Genomic DNA, 20,417 nt, shown 5'->3' with positions numbered 1-20,417 from the left:
GTTTTTTGCGGTGAAAGAAAAAAATGTTTTTATCCCTTCTTTTTCTTACCCTCAAACTCAAAGGTTGTACTGTTGTCGTCTTGGAGAACGAGTCGAGCATTGAACTTCTTACCGGCCTTGCTCACTAAGCCTTTGAGAATGGGTGTTCGTTTGGTATTGATCAGGTCTCTGAGATTATCCTCAGAAAGAAATGTGCCACAAACTTCTCGGAAGATGACGAAGCCACAGCCCTCGTGTCGGCACTTGGCAATCTTTGCATAGATACCGACACTTTCGTTACCACACTTGGGACAGCGATAGGTCGGGTAGCTCTTTTGGGGAAGCGATAGCTTCAAAAGCTCCTGACAGATTTGCTCGGTATACGCTGCAATACGCTGACTAAACTCTTGGGTAGATGCCGAACCTGCTTCAATCGCAGAAAGAGCAACTTCCCACGCTCCTGTCATCTCAGCATTAGCGATACGCTCGTCTTTGACAATCTCATAGACCGAAAGTCCTTTTTCTGTGGGTACGATGCTTTTCTTCTCTCGTCGGATGTACTCTCTCAAAATCAGAGTCTCGATGATGTTTGCTCGTGTGGCAGGTGTTCCGATACCACATTCTGCCATCGCTTGACGGCTTTCTGCTTCTTCGACCTCTTTGCCGGCATGTTCCATAGCTGAGAGCAAAGTCGCCTCAGTATAGAGGGGCTTAGGTTTCGTTTTGTGTGTTGTGATTCCGGCAGAGCTGACCTGCAGGGTTTCTCCTTCTGTAAGGTTGGGAAGAGAAGCCAACTGCTCTTCTTCATTTTCTGTCTCCTCTCCTTTGTTCTTCTCTTTACCCTCTTGAGCAACGGCTTTCCAGCCGGAAGATAAAATATGACATGCTTTCCAAATATAGGAATGGGTGCCATCCGTGAAGATGACCTGCATACGCTCCTCTTCTGAGTTCGGAGAGAAGGCTTCGATAAAGCGTGTACAAATCATCTGATAGATGGTGTTTTCATCTGCACTGAGCCCCAATGCCCTTTCTCCGGTTGGGATAATGGCATGGTGGTCGGTGACCTTACCATTATCTACGCTATGACGGTTGAGAGGAGCTGTCAAGCCCTCTCCAAGCATACTGAGAATAGCAGAAACTTCCTCGAAGACATCTTCACTGATGTAACGACTGCCTGTACGTGGGTAGGTTGCGACTTTCTTCTCATAGAGAGATTGAGCTATTGAGAGTGTCTTCTCTGCCGAGAAGCCAGACTTTCGATTTGCCTCCTTCTGAAGTGTGGTAAGATCATACAAGAGAGGTGGAGGGGTAGTTCCTACCTTTCTTGTGAGCGATGATACGGACAATCGGCCCTGACTGAGGAGAGCACTGAGAGCAGTCTGTGCCGAGACCTCATTATCGAAGCTGTTTGTGCTAATGGCTTTGAGGAGGATCCCCTCCTTCTCCACTAAGGCATTCACTCTCCAATAAGGGACAGAAGAGAAGTTCTTGTTTTCAAGGTAACGACGGCATACCATCGCAAGCGTTGGTGTCTGTACACGTCCCAAAGAGTAACCTCCCTTACGAGCGATCGACAAGGCCCGACTGGCATTGATACCTACAAGCCAATCAGCCTCACTTCGAGCTTTAGCGGAATAGTAAAGGTTATCATAGTCTCTCCCTGCTTTCACCTGAGCTAAGCCCTCACGGATAGCTTTATCTGTAAGTGAACTAATCCAGAGTCTGTCGAATGGCTTGTGGCAGTCGAGGTATTGATAAATCATGCGAAATATCAACTCTCCCTCTCTTCCTGCATCGGTTGCTACGATGATGCGTTCTGCCAAACCAAAGCAATGACGAATGGCTTTCAGTTGTTTTAGAGCAGCAGGATCATCACATAGTTCTTTATCCTTGCGGACTTGGCGAACGATGAGTCGGAAGGGATCGGGACGAATGGGCAGGTCTTCGGCTTTATAGGTAGATAAACCATAAACTTCGGGCATGGCCAGCGTAATGAGATGCCCCATCGCCCAAGTCACGAGGTAGCCACCTCCTTCGAGGTATCCCTCCTGTTTCGTATTTGCCCCTACAATACGGGCAATATCACGAGCTACCGAGGGTTTCTCGGCAATAATACATATTTTCATTTGTTGTTCAATTATTTAGTTGTAATTTTGAGCCTACTATATGACTCGCACTTTGTGGGGAATATCTTCAGGCTTTAGTATAATCAGTTATGTGCTGCCTCTATTACTCGGTTTTACTGCAGATTGTTGTACAATTTTAAGTTTTACAAGAAAGGAGATACGGCTTATGGATTATATTGTATTGGCTCTTGGGGTTGTGGCAGATAAAGACCTTTATATGTAAAGATGATATATTCCTAAGACATAGTGATTAACCCCACTGCCGCCACCTACAGAGACTCGCTTTTGCGAGTCTTTTGCTTTTTACATCTTGCGTCCACGACGCTGTTGTGTCTTTCTCTCTTGCCTCTCTTTTTGCTCCGCTGTGAGCTGTGTTTGGCCGGATTTGAGAGGTTCCTTTAAGTGCTTAGTGGCTTCGTTGCTCTTGCCTTGGTTATTGACTGCTACCTGCGTCTTGTGTTCTTCAGCCACGGCTTCGACCTTGCCATTTCCTTGTTTCTTGTCAGGATTGTATTTGAAGAAGCGTGGGCGGTTCTGCTCCTTATCCATACGTACATAGGCATTAAAGCTTTTACCCTCCTTATCTACCATATTTTTGAGATAGAGCGTGCTACCACTGTTCAATGCTTCACGCTGTTTCTCGGTTAGCTCCAAGCCACAGAGTTTATGAGGCACTCCTCCTTGCTTCTGCTGTTGATCTTGGCGCTGTTGGAGACTTTTGCTTTCTCCAAAGATAAATTCGATACCTTTCTTCTCGGCATTTACCTGCAAGGTCGCATCAAAGGATTTGCCATTCTTCGAGGTCATACCTTCTACTTTCACCGCCTTGCCTTCTACGAGGTCTTTGTACTGGATATCAGAGAGAGTAACACCCTTAATCTCTTTGGGGATAGAGACACGGTCAGCACGCAGAGCGATAACCTCGTTGGTCTGTGGATCAATAGACACATAGGCGGCAAAAGACTCGCCATTCTTCGGAGTTACTTCAATGGTTTTTCCAAGGTTGCCTGTTTTGAGAAGCTGTTCCTTCTCCTCCGGAGTAAACTTATGTCCCATATAGGGGAAATCCAACTGCGGCTCTTTACGCATAGCATGAACGGCTAAGCCTATGTTACCATCATCATCAGTACGGAAAGCGAGGCGTGCTTCTGTATAAATAGAACTGTTGCCATAGGGTACAGCGATGCCCACAAGGTCGCTCTTCTGCCAGTTGAGCATCTTCTCTAAAGCTCCACTCGCTTCGAGTTTCTCTCGGTTTAATCCGAGATCTTCGAGCATACGCCAATCAATCTTTTCTGGATCAATGGCTGTAGCATTTTTTTGCATGGGTAAAAAGTCCTCAAAGTGTACCTGACTCTCTTGGAGTTGTGCTTTCACTGTGGGGCTTTGTCTGTTTTGAAGAGCTGTGCGAAGGTGCTCCACACCTTGTTCCACATTGTTAGCTACCACCTTATACAGTCCGAAACGAGAAGGGTCATTGAACTGTTTGAGGAAGTTGGTCATAAAGTTCTTGAAGAGTCCATCCTTGCTGTTGAACTTCAAGAAGGAAGCTTGATTGGCTTCCCGTGCTTCTGAGGTCTTGAGTTGGCCACTTTCGTCAATACTCGAAATGACAGAAAGCGTACCGACCTCTTGGTCGTTTTTCACGGCTGTGCGGTCTTCTAAGACCAACACGTAATCATTGTTGTTCGAATCCATAATTACTTGTTATTAAAGTGGTTGTTTTTGATGGGAACAAATATATAGGCAATAATCCTATCCTTATAGATGTCGGGAAATCACGGGAAATCACAGGAAGAAAAATAAAGCATATAAAAATTTTCTTGTTTCAATTTTTATTTGTAACATTGTGATCGATAGTTAAAGTAAGACATAGCGAAATTGCTTTAAAATGTTCCGTAGTTGTATAACACATAGTTGTATAACACCATGTTTAAAAAGATGTCTGGTTAACAAAGTCTTTTGGATAGTGCTTTCGTTAATCATACCTTGTTTGTCGTATGCTCAGACGGCTGCAACCAAATTGTGGGGAGAGGTTAAAAATTCCACTGGTGAGGTAATGGATTTTACCAGTATTGTTGTGATGAATCCTAATCTACCCAACAAGATACTGGCATCAACGTATACGGATGACCGTGGCAAATATCAGATTGCCGTTCGTTGTGATTGTGATAGCTTGGTGCTTCGTGCGTCACGAATTGAAATGAAGCCTGTTATTATGAAAATCCCCAATTTATCGGGGCAATATGATATAGAGGTAGATACAAAGCCAATTGAATTGTGTGAGGTTGTGGTAAAAGCGAAAAAGATGTATTCTAAGAACGATACCATCAATTATAACATAGCTTCTTTTCTCTCTTCATCCGATCAGACAATTGCCGATGTTTTGAAAAAGATGCCCGGCATTACCGTATCGAAGAATGGGCAGATTTCCTATCAGGGCAAGCCTATTAAAAACTTCTACATAGAGGGTCTCGATCTCATGAAAGGATATTATGGGATCGCAACAAATAATATTGACCCTAAGAATATAGGGTCGGTGCAAGTATTCGAGAACCATCAGGATATTAAAGCCCTGAAAGGACTGAAGCCGGAAGAGCAAGCCTCGATTAACATACGGCTGAAGGAGGGAGTGAAGGGAATATTCAATCTGATTGCAACGCTCGGAGGAGGCTTTGCCAATGAGACTCTATGGAACAATGCCACCATCGCCACTTATTTCAAACGCAACAGACAGCTTCTTGCCACATACAAAGGAAATAATAGTGGCGATGACTTGTCGCAGGAGCTTTATTCTTTTGACAAAGACTATTCGCGAACAAGTACAATCTCAGCCATTACAATGCCTTCTGCACCAGAGATAGATAAGCGTTTCTATTATTTCAATTACTCACATAGTGCTACTTTCAATAACGCTTATCGTATCGGGAAAACAGGAGAGTTGGGGATCAATGCGGCATATCTTCACGACAAAGACGAGCGGAGCAATTGGTCGAGCATCGGCAATACGCTGCCTGATGGTTCTCAGAATGTGGTCGAGGAAACCATGATGGGGATGGCGAAAAGAAAAAAGGCTTATGGAGACATCACCTACTTGCAAAACAGCGACCACTACTACATGAAAGAGCAGGTGAAGTTCGACTGGAACAGAGCCAATGCCAACAGCCGAATAATAGCTGGGAACAATTCTATTGACCAATTCGGGAAGGTTGATTCATACTGTTTACTCAACAACTTTCACCTCATCAATGGAAATTCAAAATACAGGGGTTATGAATTTACCTCTCTTATCAATCTTGAAAAGAGGCCTCATTCTCTTACTGTTTCTCCCAATCTGTTTCCTAAAATTATTGCAGACCCAATATTACATCAGCAAGTAGGTACTCATAATTTTACTACAGAAAATAGTTTTTCGTTACTTTCTGCATGTAGAATAGGGAACATGCACGTACATCCCTCAGCTACAATGAATTATCAGCGCACCGCGTTGAATAGCTCACTTGCAAACTTCAGAAATGATTTGACTTTTAGTCTCATCAATGTGGGTGTTGGAGTACAAGCAACATATAATGGAGAGAAGTTACATGCCTCTTTATATATGCCCATAAGGTACAAGCATTTCCGACTGTCTGACATAGTAGAAGGCCAAACGAGAAAAAAGTTTGGAGTGCGCATAGAGCCCTCTACCTCTGTTACTTACAACATCAATAGTAATCATGAATTAAGATTAAACTCCAATATTTCTTATTCTACTCCGGTCATTGAGAATTTATACACAAATAATATACTCACCTCATATCGCCAACTTTTTGCATATGATATTACAGGATTGTTCGAGGGTCTTAATCAATATCATTCTTTGGGCTACTCATTCAAGAATATCCTTTCTATGAGCTTTGCGGGGATTGATTTTTTGTGGCATCATCAGAGTCCGGAGGTTCTTTATGGATCATACTATGACGGCATATCCGAACACTCTATCAATCAGCCTACTAAGGAAAAAGCCAACACGCTTACGGCAAAAATCCACGCAAGCAAAGGATTTGATTGGAAACGGCTGAAAATTGGGGCATCGTTATCTTATTCTTATTACAACAATCCTCTGTTGGTACAAGATAGGATACTACGATATATTGGCAATGCAATATCTGCAAATATAGATCTCTCTTTTGCTCCATTAAAATGGTTCTCTCTTTCTTATCAGGGAGAATACTATCAGATGGTTTCACATCAAAGAGAGAGGCAACACCAGCCACGGTTACGCACAGTAAGCAACAACGCCTTGCTGAGTTTCACACTGCCAGCAGGAATAATGCTAACAACCTCACTCAGACACTATTACAACAACTTCAACAGGGGAGATAAGTCATTTCTCTTGCTGAATGCTGAGGCAAATTATACCATCAAACGTTTTAGCTTTACGCTCTCTTTTGACAATTTGCTTAATCACAATACATACTCATACTCTGACATATCGGCACTCACTGAAAGCCGATCAGTATATAACATCCGTCCTCGTTGTGTATTGTTGAAAGTTAGATTTAGAATAATATAAACCCTTTAGAATATGAGACTCCTATTTTCCATCGTTTGTATGTTCATATCATTTGTCGCTCATGCGCAAATAACAACACCATTTCCGCAAGTGCTTCAAAAGAGTAATGCCGTTGATACGGCACAGTACAAGGTTACATACCAATTGAGATATAAAAATCATCCTGCAGACAAGGACTATCACAGCGATATACGCAATGTGTATATAGGCAGGCGCCATGTGAGAGATTTTAGCGATATCATATTCCATTTTGACTCGCTTAGCACAGAAGCCTTCAGGCGTGGAGCTGTGGTGCGAAGCAACATTCAAGGAGAGCCATGGCCAATAGAATTAATCGTTGGGCGAACCAGTCGAAACGCAGATATTAAGTATCGTATGCCACTACAAATAGGTGTATTGCATTACCAAGAGGATATCCCCCAATTCAATTGGGATTTCACAGAGAAAACTGATACTGTTATTGGTTACGTATGCTCTATGGCCACCGTTTCGTTTGCAGGTAGAAATTATGAGGCATGGTACACAGAGAAAATTCCCCTGCCGTTTGGGCCATATAAATTTGGTGGTCTACCAGGCTTGATCCTAAAAATACAGGATAGTGAGAACCAGTACGTTTGGGAGGCAGTAGGCTTTGAAAGATCAAATACTCCGATGATGACATACCATTATGAGGGAGAGAAAAGGTGTTCTCCAGAAGAAGCGAGTAAAACTATCGCTCGTATATTCAAGTCACCATTTTCTTTTATTGCCGCAAGTATGGGTGGAGGGAAAGTAATGATAATAGATAAAAATGGAGATGCCCCAAAATCAAGAGATATTGATGGAGACTCCATTGCATACAAAGCTTTGGAAGTCAAAAACTAAAAATAATTGCCTTGCAGTTGTAGTGTTTAATCAAATTATGTTTAACAATTCAGTTAATTTCTTATGAGAAAAGTCAGTATGAATGAGCTCTCAAAAAGAGCAATGAGCGCTCGTGAAATGAATGCGCTTGCAGGTGGCAATGTTTGTGGATGTGGATGTCATGGTTCATCTTCAACACAAGACAATGCAAATGCAAACTACAAAGGGAACTTGTCATCCAGTGGTGGGCAAGCTGTAGTAATTGCTGACATGAACGATGGTACTAAAGTGGTAATAGAAGTTAAGTAGTTGCCACTTTTCCTTAATGAGGGAGTGTATGGTTGGGGGATTATTCTTCGGAACATGCACTCCCTTCGTTGTATATGCAACATATTATAATTCTCGTTTGTCTACATGAAGCAGTTAACAGCACAAGATATAAAATTGTTTTTTGCTAATACACAGCAAATTACATTTGAAGTCACAGAAAGATGCAATCTAAATTGTAAGTATTGTGGCTATGGGAGTCTATATAACAACAAAGATCCACGGCATAATGGCAATCTGACAAAAACAAATGCTCTTGCTCTCTTGAAAAATATAAAAGAGTTATGGGGTAATGGATATGATGCCTCTGGCCCATCTGTGATTCATGTCAGTTTTTACGGAGGTGAACCCCTCTTGAATATGGAGCTTATTCGCCAAGTAGTTGATTATGTAGAATCAGATATGAGAAATGATTCCAAGAAATTCGTTTATTCAATGACGACAAATGCAACTTTATTGCGTAGATATATTGATTATCTCGTGGAAAAGAATTTTCATTTACTTATCAGTCTCGATGGTGATGAGTATGCTAATTCTTATAGAGTTGATCGTAGAGAACATCCTGCATTTTCTCAAATTATAGAAAATGTTGATTATGTCCAAGCTACATATCCGGACTTTTTTCTTAGCAATGTGACCTTTAATTCGGTCATAACCAACAGAACTACAGTCAATTCTACCATATTGTATGTTCAGGAACGGTATGGGAAATCCCCCTCAACTAGCGAAATCAATAATGTCGGCATCAATCCTTTGATGTTGAATACCTTTAAGGAAATGTATCGGTCTAAGAATGATGATTTGAAAATTCAAGAAAAGCACGCCCCAAACTCTTTTGAGCTCGCCTCTAATTTCGAACGTGTAGCCAAATATTTCCAGATGTATAGCGAATATTTCTTTTCAGATTACAATGAATTGCTGTATTTGTCGAATACTAATAAGAGTAAGCCTCCTACAGGAACTTGCTTGCCTTTTACAAAAAAGATTTTTGTTACTGTAAATGGGAAGATATTTCCTTGCGAACGAATTGGAGCTGCATATTCTCTAGGACAAATAGAGAATGGGGAACTACAAATAGATTACCAAAACATTGCAGACAAATACAACTCGTATTACTCTAAAATAAGTCCAGTATGCTCAAAATGTAGTGATTATAAAGGCTGTCTAAACTGCTTTTTTAATACTGGTCAACTTGTGTCTCCTAAAGCTGCTTGCAATTACTTTGTTACTCCAAAAGAGTTTCAAATTTTGCAAGAAGAGATATATGCTTTTGTGAGAGCTTACCCCGAGTCTTATGAATACATTATGACAAAATACGAAATAATATGATGGAAAAAAGATGGATTTGTTTGTCTGAGAAATGCTTCGTTGATTTTATCGACTATAAATCTGTATTTATGTATAATACCGAGCAGCATTCCATGTTGTCTACTGAGAATTTAGACTTCATTATGCTTGTGCAGGAATTACAGAGCCCAGCTAATTTAGGGAGTGTGGAAATTGGAGAGAATAGAGAAACTGATAGCACTATTTCTGAGGCCCTAAGCAAAGAGTTGCTGTATATAGAAAATAGCGTCAACAAACCATTGATCTTTTTGCCCATCCTTAATCTTCAGAGAGATTTGGAGAGAGGGGATAGTATTGAAAGTCAAATTTCAATTATGGGGAATAAAGCAAGGTTTGTAACAGGCATAAATATTTGCATTAACATACCATTTTCTCCCATCGGCAGCAAAGTGGACTCGTTAAGGATGGAGGCAATTTCGCAAACATTTGTTAGTAGTTCTAATTTAGAAAAATCAAAAAGTTTATCTTATGGAGAATTGGAACAAATATTGAGTTCCCTATTTGCAACAAGCATTAAGAACGTAGACTTGATTTTTAATTTATCTCTGATGAGACTCGATGAAATAGAACGACTATCTTATTTGCTAGTAAAATATCCATACGATTATAGAATTCATAGCTATATTGACGGGGTAGATCTCCAGACTATAGAAACTCTATCGCGCAAAAAAATTTCACTGTCTTTATATTTCGATCGCTATACAGCCTCACTCGAAAATCAAAAGAGCTTGGAAACCACAATTATCGCAAAGCTGGATAATGTTTCTGTTACTAAATTCGTTTACGATAAAGAAGATATGGAAGCCGATTCTCAGATCGCGTTGAAGCCAATATTCACGAAGGACAATATAGCGTTCTTTAAAGAACATATTTATCTTTCTGCAAGAGATATAATGTCAATTCGACCCACAATGAAAGAAATTATGAGAAATACCAAGTTGAATTACAACTTTTTTGGCATTCTAGATGTCCTTCCAGATGGAAGTGTCTTAGCTCATGGATCAAGTGTTTGTATTGGAAATATAGCGAATAAAAACTTTATAGTAGAGTCTGTTATTGATGAATTCCGTAATAATCGTTCGTGGAGACTAACTAGAGATCTTGTTAATTGTAGAATTTGTAAATTCAGATATATCTGTCCTCCAATATCTGCTATTGAAATTGCTTCTCATGAATTTAATATATGCAATTTATAATGTATGTTTATAAATAAATTTCCGTGTTATACACAGCTCAATAGCATGGATTGCGGTCCAACATGCCTAAAAATAATTTGTTCATTTTATGGTATTAAACAAGATATAGAATTGATTCGAAATATCTGCGGTTTTTCAAAAACAGGAGTATCTCTTCTTGCATTAAGCCATGCGGCTACAAAACTTGGTTTTGAAAGTGTTGGGATTAAATGCAAGTTGGAAGACTTATATGAGATGCCTTTGCCATGTATTCTTCATTGGAATCAGGGGCATTACGTTGTTCTTTACAAAATAAAAAAGAGAAGAGACGACTTCGTTTTTTTTGTGTCTGATCCTATCGGATATAGATTTTCCTATACTTCTAAAGAACTTTCTACTTGCTGGCTAGACTCAGCTAATGGTCAAGGTGTCCTTTTATGTCTAGAACCAAGAGCTGATTTCCCAAATGAGTTTCAAGAAAAAGGATTTTTTTCAAAATCTAAATGTAATAATTTGGGGCTTTTATCATATCTAAAGGGCTACAAAGCTCAGTTCGTAAATACCTTAGCCGGTATATTATTTACCTCAATTCTTATTTTACTCCTCCCTTTTTTGACTCAAGCAATTGTAGACATCGGGATAGCGCATAAGAATATTAGCTTTATAAAGCTGATTCTTATCGCTCAACTTTTTCTGATAATTGGAGCTAATTCTGTCGACTTCATAAAAAGCTGGATATTACTTCGAGTTGGAATGAGTATAAATATAACTATAATATCTGATTTTATACTAAAAATAACAAGACTTCCCATTAGTTTTTTTGATCAAAGAATGACTGGAGATATCTTGCAACGCATAGGAGACCATTCTAGAATCAAAGATTTTCTCACAGAGACATGCCTAACTTTTATGCTTTATTTTTTCAATATAGTTATTCTAGGGGCGATTTTATTAATATACAGCAGGACTATTTTTGCCATATTCTTTCTGGGAAGTGCAATTTACTTAATTTGGGTCGCTTTCTTTATGAGAAAACGTGCAATACTTGACAATAAGTTATTTGCGCAAAATGCAGCAATTCAAGGGAGCCTGTATGAGCTTGTATATGGTATGCAGGAAATTAAACTTAATGGGTGCGAGAATCAAAAACGATGGAAATGGGAGAGAATTCAAGTCCAGATTTACAAGGTGTTGAGAAAAGGTTTGACAATATCTCAATATCAAACATCTGGAGGGATAATAATTAATCAAGTTAAAAATGCTGTGATAACAACTGTCGTTGCTGTCTATACAATTGATGGACAATTATCATTGGGAATGATGATTGCTATTCAATTTATTATTGGTCAGTTAAATAGCCCTATTGAACAGTTAATAGGCTTGATGAATAAATATCAAGATGCAAAGTTAAGTAATGAAAGACTTAACGATGTCTATGCAATTCCAAATGAAAATGATTATAAAAAAACTCAGATTTCAGAATTTGATGGTGATATTTCTTTTTCTAATGTTTCTTTCAAATATGACAACTTGGATGAACAGTATACACTATCAAATATAAATTTGGTTATTCCCAAAGGGAAGACTACGGCAATTGTCGGTTTGAGTGGAAGCGGTAAAACCACTTTGTTAAAACTGATGTTAGGATTTTATTCTCCAATGGAAGGTGAAATTTATATTGGGGATATGGCATTGTCTGATTGTGACATTAGTCAATGGAGACTGAAATGTGGTGTGGTAATGCAAGATGGTTATATTTTTTCAGATTCTATAGCCTCTAATATATCTCCAAAAGATGAAGAAGATATTGATCTTGAGCAAATGAAATTTGCTGCACATGTAGCTAATATTGATACTTTTATCGAATCGTTACCCTTAGGTTATAAGACAAAAATAGGTAATGAAGGAAAGGGCCTGAGTCTTGGACAGAAACAGAGAATTCTGATAGCTCGAGCTGTATACAAAAGACCTCAATTTATATTTCTTGATGAGGCAACAAATTCTTTAGATGCAAATAATGAAGTAGAAATAATGAATTCATTGAATAGTTTTCTTGTGGGAAAAACATCAGTAATTATAGCTCATCGCCTTAGCACTGTACGAAATGCAGATAAGATCATCGTGATGGACAAAGGTCTGATTGTAGAAGAGGGGGATCATAACTCCTTAATAGAAAGGAGAGGATTATACTACACATTAGTAAAAAATCAGCTGAACATATGAAAATGTCAAGTTTGCATAGTCCGGAATTCGAAGAAGAACTTCATTTTGAAGTACAATTTTTTGATAAGTATGGTATGTTTATAATTGTGTTGCTGCTAAGCCTTGTTCTCTACATCGCCTCTAGTTATACATTAAAAGAGTCGCAATCGGTAAATGTGATAAATGAAAATGCGAATTATACTTCACACAAAGGCAAAGTATACTCTCTTAATATCATCGGCATTAAGAATTTCTATATGTTTTCAAGAGATTTTGAATTGGTGATAAACAATAGACATATTCCGTGTTCTATTTTAGCATACAATGAGGATAATCAGCAGAATGAGATAATAATAACGTTTGTATCGTCCGAAGAACTAAGTTCAAGCCAAATAGAATCTGCTACGCAAGGTTCCGTGAAAGCTGAATTCTATATTTCCTATAGAACTTTAGTGATTAATCCAATTAAATCATTATTATTTCGCAACAAAGGGTCCCTTCCATAGGATTTTATTTATAGACTTCGCAAGATAATTTAGCAATAAATTTTGATTGGTTATTGTTTTATTAATTTTGATAGATTTGGATCCTTTTTTATTCTTTCAACTTCGTAATTCACCAGTGAAAGAATCTCTAATTTCACCTTATGGTAATTGCTTTCAATGACTCTTTTTAGATTGTCGGAGCCATCTTCGTTTGTGAAGTCGGCGATGGTCGGGATAGGTTCGTAGGCTTTCATTTCGGCGGAGACCTTGGCGGAGTCTACTACTATCTCAGCGTGAAAGATCTTCTGATTGATACGTTCATCAAAGTTGTCGGACACTGCCCCCACAAACATACCTTGTGTTAGGTTACTAATCTTAGATGCCGGGATAAGGCTATCCATCTGCGTAGAGATAGAGGTGGACTTATCGTTGCGATTGATAGTCATAGATTGGCGTTGCTGGAGCACCTTGCCGAAACGCTCCGAAAGCGTTTTGGCAGTTTCGCCAACCGCCTGCCCTGAGAAAATATTGCCCACCGTATTTTGTATCACCTTGCTCTCTTTATCTCCATAGTCACGAGTGAGCTGAGAGAAGTCCTGAAAGCCCAAGCAGACTGCTACCTTGTTGCTTCGTGCTGTTGCAATGAGGTTGTCCAGACCTCGGAAGTAGATGGTGGGCAATTCGTCTATAATTACCGAAGATTTGAGTTGCTTCTTCTTGTTGATGAGCTTCACAATACGGCTATTGTAAAGCCCAAGTGCCGCTGAATAGATGTTTTGTCGGTCGGGATTATTGCCGACTACAAGCACCTTTGGTTCTTTCGGATTATTGATATCAAGCGAGAAATCATCACCCGTCATTACCCAGTAGAGGGCTGGCGAGATCATTCGAGAGAGCGGTATTTTGGCTGATGCTATCTGCCCCTGTAATTGGTCTTGTGCTCCACCCTCCCACGCATCCATAAAGGGAGAAAGATAGTTGGCAAGTTCATCATAGGAAGTGAGTATCGGGAATATCTGGGCATAGGGACGGTTAAGGAACTCAATAGCGTGGGGGAAGGTGCAGAAGCGACCACCATCATAGATCTTCAGAAACCAAATGATACCCGCAAGTAGAATGATTGGCGACTCCACGAAGAAATCCCCCTGCTTCTGAATCCAAGAGCGGTTGAGATTGAGCATGATGGTGTAGGCACTCTCATAGGCATCAGATATATCGGTCATAAAAGCAGGATTGATGGGATTGCATCGATGGCTCTTGCGTGGGTCATCGAAGTTGATCACATAGAATTGTGGCTTTATCTTATAGGCATCAAGATGCTTCCGCAAGTGATTGTACGCAACCTCAGATAGATCTGGGAACTTATAGTCGTAGATATACATCGCAAACCCCTTCTCAATCTGCTGCTTGATGTAGTTGTTCACAATCGCATAAGACTTGCCCGAACCCGGTGTACCGAGTACCATCGAGGCACGAAAAGGATTGACCACATTGATCCAGCCGTTGTTCCACTTCTTCTTGTAGTAGAAGCGAGTCGGCAGATTGACGGAGTACTCGTTGGTCATCAATCGAGTTTCCTGCATAAAACTCTCATTCTCAACATTGAAGATATCGTCCATGAGGTTGTTCTTAAGGAGACGACTCATCCACACACCAGCCATCAGGAGGCAGATGTAACCGACAGAAAGTGTAAAAATGTAGAGTGAGGCTGCTCCCACTTTACCAATCGGTAGAGCAAGTTGCCACCAGTTGAGAAAGAAAAGGACAAAACCAAGAGAGAGTACAGCCCCAATCTTTGCCCAAGTGATTTTCTCCTCCTTGACGCCCTTTGTGCCTAGGCAGGAGAGAGCGAGGAACACTACACAAAAGAGCTTCGTCCAAAGGATAGATGAAAACAAGCCTGTCGTTCGCTGAAAGTTCATCAGGATTTTGTCTACAATATCCTGCGTAAAGCCCCACGCATGAAAGGCTTCATAGCAGAACCAATAACAGTTGATAAGGAGGAATATCACGGATAGTCCTCGCATAAAGTCCATAATCTTGCCGAGTGCTCTCAGATCATCTTCTTGTGCCATGTGTATTTGTAGATTTTTCTCGTCAGAGCGAATATAAAGATACTTTTGTAACCTGTTATTACTGAGAGAAAAGAAATTAAATTGAAGGAATATTACAGAACTGAAAATTTTGTGTACATTTACCGCATAATATAATTAATATTGCATTTTTAAAGTTCGCCATGGAAGCTCACAACCTCTTTACGAGTATCATTATTCCCTCAATAATGGCTCTAACAGCTATTATTACTGTTGTTATCAAGATGCAGGAACACTTTATCCTACTAAGCAGAAATGTGGTAAAACAATCTAAGGATGAGAATCTCGTAAATAAAGGCTTATTGCCTAAATTCTCTCTTGGAAAGATTTTGTTTTATAGGCGACTAACCATGAAAAAAGCGATGAGTGCAGCCAAAAATGTTGCAAGGAATATAGAAGCCTTAGAGTTTGAGCCAACAATAATTATTGGTATAGGACGAGGAGGATCTATTTTTGGAGCTTTGATTTCATATAACTTATACCATACCCCAATCTTTAGTGTCGATCGAGAATATGAATGGCTGGAAAAGAGACATGATAAGATGTTATTTACTTTTGACATTCCCATTCATTTAACGCGTAGAGTATTGCTGGTTGCAGGTGAAGCTCATACCGGGGGAACGATGGAGGCTTTTACTAAGTATTTGAGAAGTATAGGGGCAGGAGAAATAAAAACATGCGTTTTTTATAAGCAAAGCATATGTACACAGCATATAGATTTTTGGGGAATGGAAGGAGAGAATACCATACTAATGCCTTGGCAAAATGCCCAATCCATTCGAGATAGTTTAAGTAAAGCGCAAGCAGAGCAATTAAAGAAGATACAATGCCAAAGAGATTGTCCTAAGGTAATATATCTTGTGCGCCATGCAGAAACTGAAGAAAATTCAGATGGAGATCGTTTTATAGGTTCTACCAATGCCATCTTAAGTGAACATGGTAGGGCTCAAGCAGAACAAGTGGCTGACTTTATATCAAAAAAGGGGAAGATCGATCTTATTTACACTAGTCCTCTTCTTAGGTGTTTGGAAACAGCTCAAACCATACAGCAAAAGGTCCAATCACATCTGCTAAAAAATGATGATTTGCGTGAAATGGACTATGGTGTTTGGGAAGGACTTCAAAGGGAGGAAGTAAAGATACAATTTCCTGAATTATACCATAAATATGAAGAGGATCCTTTTCATAATTATCCAGAAGGAGGAGAGAATCCTTTTGATGTCCAGGAGCGGGTCAGAAGATTTTGGGAGAGAGAGATCCTTTCACTACCAAGCAATGTCAATCAAGTTGTTGTAGTAACTCATAAAACCACAGGTAGAATATTATTGAATAATGTTATAGAGGGTAAGGGGACCTCTTTTAGGGGGAAACAGATGGCTAATGCCTCAGTTGCAAAGATCTCTATAAAGCTAGGAATTGTGGAAGTCGAGTATGAGAATAATCGAGTATTTCTCTCTTAATAACTGATATTTTAATGGATATTCAAAAGATAGTGAAGTTCTTCGAGCAGTTACAAAATCAAAATTTTGTTCAATGGGAGGATTATTTCGGTAAATATGATGTTGAATTTTCTGATAATATAGCTGAGACTATTTTTCAATCATGTGATTGCGATCATGTTGTGTTGTTCAATAACAGACTCAGCAAAGTCATGTTGCTCAAAACATCAGATTCCATACTGTCAATTGGTGGTTTTCAGGCTCATAACAGGGGAAAGATAGAAGCAAAAAATAGGGAAAAAACTTTGATAACTGTACCAACTCAACTAGCAAATGATTCTTTTGGGACAAATAGGTATAGCCTTCAGGATAATGAATGTAAGCCTTCTATGGGAGGGATTTACCCTCGCAAAACAATTTTTGATTTTTCGATTCTTCTGTCAAATGAAATAGAGAAGTCTTTGTGGGGAATTGGTGAATATGTGGGAGTATATTTTTCCATTATAGACTATTCCTCAAAGTACCAAGAAAATTTTGAAGAATTAATTGCTTGGACAGTAGAGCAAATTGATGAATTAAGTTCTCTTTTGAAAAGAGAGGATAATAAGACCATACTAAGGAGGATTGCGAGTCTTTTGACTGTAAAATGCCTTATTATGAGATCTAACGAGAATCATGAGATAGGTTGCGGCATCGATCACTCTTTTGCTCGGTACCTTGAAAATAAGATTCAAATACCTCACGGAAAGGCTGTCTACTTGGGCTCCCTCTTAGCCCTGTTATTTTATCCTGAGTGGGAGGATAAGGGCATTTCGTTGGAGAAATTATTCGAGATCGGGCATTATGTGGGCATTACAATGTCAGATATTCAGTTCTTAAAAACGCTGGATTTTTTAACTTTAGTTGAGGAGGCTTCTTTACTTCGTCCCAAACGTTCCTTTTCATTAGATCAGATACAGGAGGGAGAAGCAATGCGGATGAAAAAAGCAAAAGAGCGAGCCAATATGATTACACAAATATGGGACAGATAAAATTAGAGTATAGAGTAGAGAAGATAACTGTACCAATTCAAACCATCATTGGGGAGTTTGAATATGGGAGTACTTTTGCGTTGTATCCTTCTCATGAGAGCGTAATGCCAAGTGGTATGGGAGAGTTAAAATGGATTCAATACCATTATTCTGGAAGCCTCTTGGAAGTTTGGATTGATGACTCATTCTGGGAAATGGACTTTTTCTTTGAAAAGTTTATGACCTTATGCCTGCATAACTTATCTGATTTTGGAAATATCTGTCTTGACAAGATAGATATCTCAAGCTCAAAATTGAAAGACATATTATTCCACGGAGAAAAGTCAATAATCACCACTCCTTTAATTGGAACTATATTCAAACCTTATTATCACCAGACGGTTGAGGAGAAAATATCACAAGCGGAGCGATTTGTTGATTTAGGGTTCAATGTTTTCAAAAATGATGAATGTTACTTTTTGCCCAAAGAAAAGTTGGCAAAGGAAGTTTATAATATCCATAAGGCAATAGGAAATGACGCATATTTTGTGCCTAATATAAGTTCTGTGGTTACAGACATTGACTTTATGAAAGAGCTTATAGAAATGGGCACAAGCATTTTTATGGTCGATTACTTAATTTCGGGTCTAAGTTCTATTTATAAACTTAAACAGAGTTTCCCTGAAATTACAATATGGGGGCATAGAATCGGATATCAAGCTATAAAATCTTCCATCTCGATGGATGCTTTATGTACTTTGGGACAATTAGCCGGGATTGATTTTTTACACGTAGGAACTCCTGTTTCTGAAGCCATACTTGATTGTAAATGTTTAGTCAATAGGCAAAAAATGTATAATTCTAGATTCAGGCCAGTTTTCACGAAAACAACCCCAGATGTACTAAAAGAACTTCTACCTATATTTGGTTCTAGTGCTATTTATCTAGCATGCGGATACTTTAGAACTCAAAATGGTAGTATTGATTGGAATAGGGTCATCCATTGGAAATCTTTTTTTTAATATTATGAGGGCTTATTGTTGTAATAAACAAGCGGATTTATATCCCAAGCTTTGGGAAATTTTTGTTTCAACTGCGTTTTCAAGCATTTTGACATTTTTTGCCAAGAGTTCAAATATGCTGTCTACTTGGAGTATAGTTGTTGTATTTTTTGTATTGTTATTTTTTGTATTGTTATTCATATTTCGTTTACTTCGTTTGAAACTATCCTCACTTGGCGTATTAAAGGTTTTTCCTAATAGAGACGAGGCATATAAGGATATTTTCAAAGACTTAGTGGACTCCAATGAAATACTCCTCTTAGGTTATAAAGGTAATGCTTTGTTAAGCAATTCAGACTATCCGTCAAGGCTAGAGATTTTAGAGGAATACTCTCGAGGACAAAAGCTTACAATCAGAGCATTGCTATTAAACCCTCAGGAAAAACAATATGTCAAACGTAGAAGTGCTGAATTAGGAGAAAAAAACTTACATCGTAATCACAGTAGAGATATAGAAGATAGCATAGTAAATTTTAGAAAAGTAAAAGAAAATGGTATTTTAGATGTAGAATGTCGTCTATTTTCAGAAGCGTTGAAGTGGAGCTTGCTTTTTTCCGATAAATATATTTTGGTTAGTTTTTATAACAATAAGGTAAGGGTTAAGCTATCTCCTTGTTTTAAACTTAGAAGAAGCTCAATGTTAGGATGGGCTTTTGAGAAACATTTTAGGGATTTATGGGAAAAAAAATCAATAGATGCCTTCACATCATATACAAGACCTTGTATTATAGTTGTAGTTGGAGGCTCTTTTACTGGTAAATCTATAATATCCAATCATCTATCAAATAAATATCAATTTTCAGGGGTGCTTTCCACTGATATGGTTCGGAATTTTTTTCGTATTAGCACTAGAGATAAAAAAACTTATCAAACATCCACGTATAGAATGGATGATAGTGAATTAAATATTCAAAAAAATAATGTTTCGAATATGATTGAACAGATGCTGGAGATTTATCGAAGCAGGAGAGAGAAAATTATTATTGAGGGAATGCATCTCACAGAAGATTTTTTGAGAAATATAAACAAACAAGATTGTCTTATAATAGGATTAGACAACAAAAGGGATATAAATGATCGGCTGGATTTGAAAATGAAGACTACCCGTGAGGAAGTCTCAAAAAAAACAGAAGATGAAAAAAAACGAATTAATGAAATACATTATGGAATTATCGAGTGCTGTAAAAGAAATAATTTTAAGGTAGTTGAATTTGAAGATATTGAAGATGCAAAGATAGAGTGTGAATCTCTGGTAGAAGAATTTTTCACTCAAAGGAGTAAAATGTAGCGATATGAATGGTAGAAAAAGAAGAATTATAATAAAAGAGGAAGTTCAAAAAGCTTATCAATTCCAACTAAAGAATACTGATTGGACTTTTTATTCAGAAAGAGAATTTGTCGAATATATACTATCTCAAAGGTTCAATTATTTAGTTCTTCTCTATTCTTTGTTTATCACAGCCTTTGCAATGATCAGAGGAGAGAATAATAAGATTATAGTATTGTTCCTAGGCTTTCTGATAGTTTCAATGATGGGCATAACTATATACAGAGTGTATGTCAAACTGATGATTAATCTTGAGATTTTAGATAAATTGGGGGATATGCATGCATTCCATTTTATTAGAGCAAAGGCAAATCAAAAGAAATGGTATGCACTCTTCAAAGTTAATCCAATAATTGGCAAATGGCTTCCTCTCTTTTTTAGTGTTTCACTTCTCGTAGCTTTACTCCTTATTACCTTTGACTTGTACCATTTTGAGGCTTAAGTTACG

Annotated in this window: 15 protein-coding genes; 12 read left to right on the top strand and 3 right to left on the bottom strand. The window is 38.5% G+C overall.

All coding sequences use genetic code 11. From position 1 onward, the window contains the following. Positions 1 to 29: 29 nt before the first annotated feature. Positions 30 to 2,105, bottom strand: coding sequence for a type IA DNA topoisomerase (locus tag F452_RS0104080; protein WP_018964968.1), 2,076 nt, complete (start codon positions 2,103 to 2,105; stop codon positions 30 to 32). A 303-nt stretch (positions 2,106 to 2,408) separates the two neighbouring features. Beyond that, positions 2,409 to 3,803, bottom strand: coding sequence for a DUF4099 domain-containing protein (locus tag F452_RS0104075; protein WP_018964967.1), 1,395 nt, complete (start codon positions 3,801 to 3,803; stop codon positions 2,409 to 2,411). Between the two features lie 361 nt (positions 3,804 to 4,164). Here F452_RS0104075 and F452_RS0104070 point away from each other — a divergent pair, with 361 nt between their 5' ends. From F452_RS0104070 to F452_RS0104045, 7 genes are all read left to right on the top strand, one after another. Beyond that, positions 4,165 to 6,660 (top strand): TonB-dependent receptor, encoded by a 2,496-nt coding sequence (locus F452_RS0104070; protein WP_244263768.1) that lies wholly within the window; start codon positions 4,165 to 4,167, stop codon positions 6,658 to 6,660. A gap of 12 nt (positions 6,661 to 6,672) precedes the next feature. Next, positions 6,673 to 7,524 carry a GLPGLI family protein gene (locus tag F452_RS0104065; protein ID WP_026292171.1) on the top strand — a complete coding sequence of 284 codons (852 nt, stop codon included), beginning with the start codon at positions 6,673 to 6,675 and terminating at the stop codon, positions 7,522 to 7,524. Positions 7,525 to 7,587: 63 nt separating this feature from the next. Next, positions 7,588 to 7,812 (top strand): TIGR04149 family rSAM-modified RiPP, encoded by a 225-nt coding sequence (locus F452_RS11370; RefSeq protein WP_080637680.1) that lies wholly within the window; start codon positions 7,588 to 7,590, stop codon positions 7,810 to 7,812. 105 nt (positions 7,813 to 7,917) lie between these two features. Beyond that, positions 7,918 to 9,159: a radical SAM peptide maturase gene (locus F452_RS0104060; RefSeq protein WP_018964964.1), complete on the top strand. Its 1,242-nt coding sequence runs from the start codon at positions 7,918 to 7,920 to the stop codon at positions 9,157 to 9,159. Then, positions 9,156 to 10,373: a hypothetical protein gene (locus F452_RS0104055; RefSeq protein ID WP_018964963.1), complete on the top strand. Its 1,218-nt coding sequence runs from the start codon at positions 9,156 to 9,158 to the stop codon at positions 10,371 to 10,373. The genes F452_RS0104060 and F452_RS0104055 overlap by 4 nt, the downstream gene beginning before the upstream one ends. 3 nt (positions 10,374 to 10,376) lie before the next feature. After that, positions 10,377 to 12,575 (top strand): peptidase domain-containing ABC transporter, encoded by a 2,199-nt coding sequence (locus F452_RS0104050; RefSeq protein ID WP_018964962.1) that lies wholly within the window; start codon positions 10,377 to 10,379, stop codon positions 12,573 to 12,575. Positions 12,576 to 12,577: 2 nt separating this feature from the next. Next, complete coding sequence (locus F452_RS0104045; protein ID WP_244263766.1) at positions 12,578 to 13,060, top strand: hypothetical protein; 483 nt, start codon at positions 12,578 to 12,580, stop codon at positions 13,058 to 13,060. 50 nt (positions 13,061 to 13,110) lie between these two features. Here the strand turns inward: F452_RS0104045 and mobC are convergent, their stop codons facing one another. Continuing rightward, positions 13,111 to 15,114, bottom strand: coding sequence for a conjugal transfer protein MobC (mobC, locus tag F452_RS0104040; RefSeq protein WP_018964960.1), 2,004 nt, complete (start codon positions 15,112 to 15,114; stop codon positions 13,111 to 13,113). Between the two features lie 206 nt (positions 15,115 to 15,320). Between mobC and F452_RS0104035 the strand changes: the two genes are divergently transcribed. Genes F452_RS0104035 through F452_RS0104015 form a run of 5 tightly spaced genes read left to right on the top strand, consistent with a single transcriptional unit; the run spans position 15,321 to position 20,411 of the window. Further along, a complete protein-coding gene (locus tag F452_RS0104035) occupies positions 15,321 to 16,592 on the top strand; it encodes a histidine phosphatase family protein (protein WP_244263765.1) in 1,272 nt (423 codons plus the stop codon). Positions 16,593 to 16,606: 14 nt separating this feature from the next. Continuing rightward, positions 16,607 to 17,602 (top strand): dehydroquinate synthase/iron-containing alcohol dehydrogenase family protein, encoded by a 996-nt coding sequence (locus tag F452_RS0104030; protein ID WP_018964958.1) that lies wholly within the window; start codon positions 16,607 to 16,609, stop codon positions 17,600 to 17,602. Continuing rightward, positions 17,590 to 18,603, top strand: coding sequence for a RuBisCO large subunit C-terminal-like domain-containing protein (locus F452_RS0104025; RefSeq protein WP_018964957.1), 1,014 nt, complete (start codon positions 17,590 to 17,592; stop codon positions 18,601 to 18,603). The genes F452_RS0104030 and F452_RS0104025 overlap by 13 nt, the downstream gene beginning before the upstream one ends. Further along, a complete protein-coding gene (locus F452_RS0104020) occupies positions 18,554 to 19,930 on the top strand; it encodes a hypothetical protein (RefSeq protein WP_026292170.1) in 1,377 nt (458 codons plus the stop codon). Before F452_RS0104025 ends, F452_RS0104020 begins: the two co-directional genes overlap by 50 nt. A gap of 4 nt (positions 19,931 to 19,934) precedes the next feature. Further along, positions 19,935 to 20,411: a hypothetical protein gene (locus tag F452_RS0104015; RefSeq protein WP_018964955.1), complete on the top strand. Its 477-nt coding sequence runs from the start codon at positions 19,935 to 19,937 to the stop codon at positions 20,409 to 20,411. Positions 20,412 to 20,417 lie beyond the last annotated feature (6 nt).

Origin of the sequence: Porphyromonas gulae DSM 15663, assembly GCF_000378065.1 — a bacterium.
Lineage (GTDB): Bacteria > Bacteroidota > Bacteroidia > Bacteroidales > Porphyromonadaceae > Porphyromonas > Porphyromonas gulae.
This window is presented reverse-complemented; position numbering and strand designations above follow the sequence as displayed.

What these genes read in the sequence shown, in the direction of transcription:
- F452_RS0104050 (WP_018964962.1), top strand. Translation starts at nt 10,377, where the DNA reads ATGTTTATAAATAAATTTCCGTGTTATACACAGCTCAATAGCATGGAT.
- F452_RS0104075 (WP_018964967.1), bottom strand. Translation starts at nt 3,803, where the DNA reads ATGGATTCGAACAACAATGATTACGTGTTGGTCTTAGAAGACCGCACA.
- F452_RS0104055 (WP_018964963.1), top strand. Translation starts at nt 9,156, where the DNA reads ATGATGGAAAAAAGATGGATTTGTTTGTCTGAGAAATGCTTCGTTGAT.
- F452_RS0104030 (WP_018964958.1), top strand. Translation starts at nt 16,607, where the DNA reads ATGGATATTCAAAAGATAGTGAAGTTCTTCGAGCAGTTACAAAATCAA.
- mobC (WP_018964960.1), bottom strand. Translation starts at nt 15,114, where the DNA reads ATGGCACAAGAAGATGATCTGAGAGCACTCGGCAAGATTATGGACTTT.
- F452_RS0104080 (WP_018964968.1), bottom strand. Translation starts at nt 2,105, where the DNA reads ATGAAAATATGTATTATTGCCGAGAAACCCTCGGTAGCTCGTGATATT.
- F452_RS11370 (WP_080637680.1), top strand. Translation starts at nt 7,588, where the DNA reads ATGAGAAAAGTCAGTATGAATGAGCTCTCAAAAAGAGCAATGAGCGCT.
- F452_RS0104015 (WP_018964955.1), top strand. Translation starts at nt 19,935, where the DNA reads ATGAATGGTAGAAAAAGAAGAATTATAATAAAAGAGGAAGTTCAAAAA.
- F452_RS0104070 (WP_244263768.1), top strand. Translation starts at nt 4,165, where the DNA reads ATGGATTTTACCAGTATTGTTGTGATGAATCCTAATCTACCCAACAAG.
- F452_RS0104035 (WP_244263765.1), top strand. Translation starts at nt 15,321, where the DNA reads ATGGCTCTAACAGCTATTATTACTGTTGTTATCAAGATGCAGGAACAC.
- F452_RS0104065 (WP_026292171.1), top strand. Translation starts at nt 6,673, where the DNA reads ATGAGACTCCTATTTTCCATCGTTTGTATGTTCATATCATTTGTCGCT.
- F452_RS0104060 (WP_018964964.1), top strand. Translation starts at nt 7,918, where the DNA reads ATGAAGCAGTTAACAGCACAAGATATAAAATTGTTTTTTGCTAATACA.
- F452_RS0104025 (WP_018964957.1), top strand. Translation starts at nt 17,590, where the DNA reads ATGGGACAGATAAAATTAGAGTATAGAGTAGAGAAGATAACTGTACCA.
- F452_RS0104020 (WP_026292170.1), top strand. Translation starts at nt 18,554, where the DNA reads ATGGTAGTATTGATTGGAATAGGGTCATCCATTGGAAATCTTTTTTTT.
- F452_RS0104045 (WP_244263766.1), top strand. Translation starts at nt 12,578, where the DNA reads ATGTCAAGTTTGCATAGTCCGGAATTCGAAGAAGAACTTCATTTTGAA.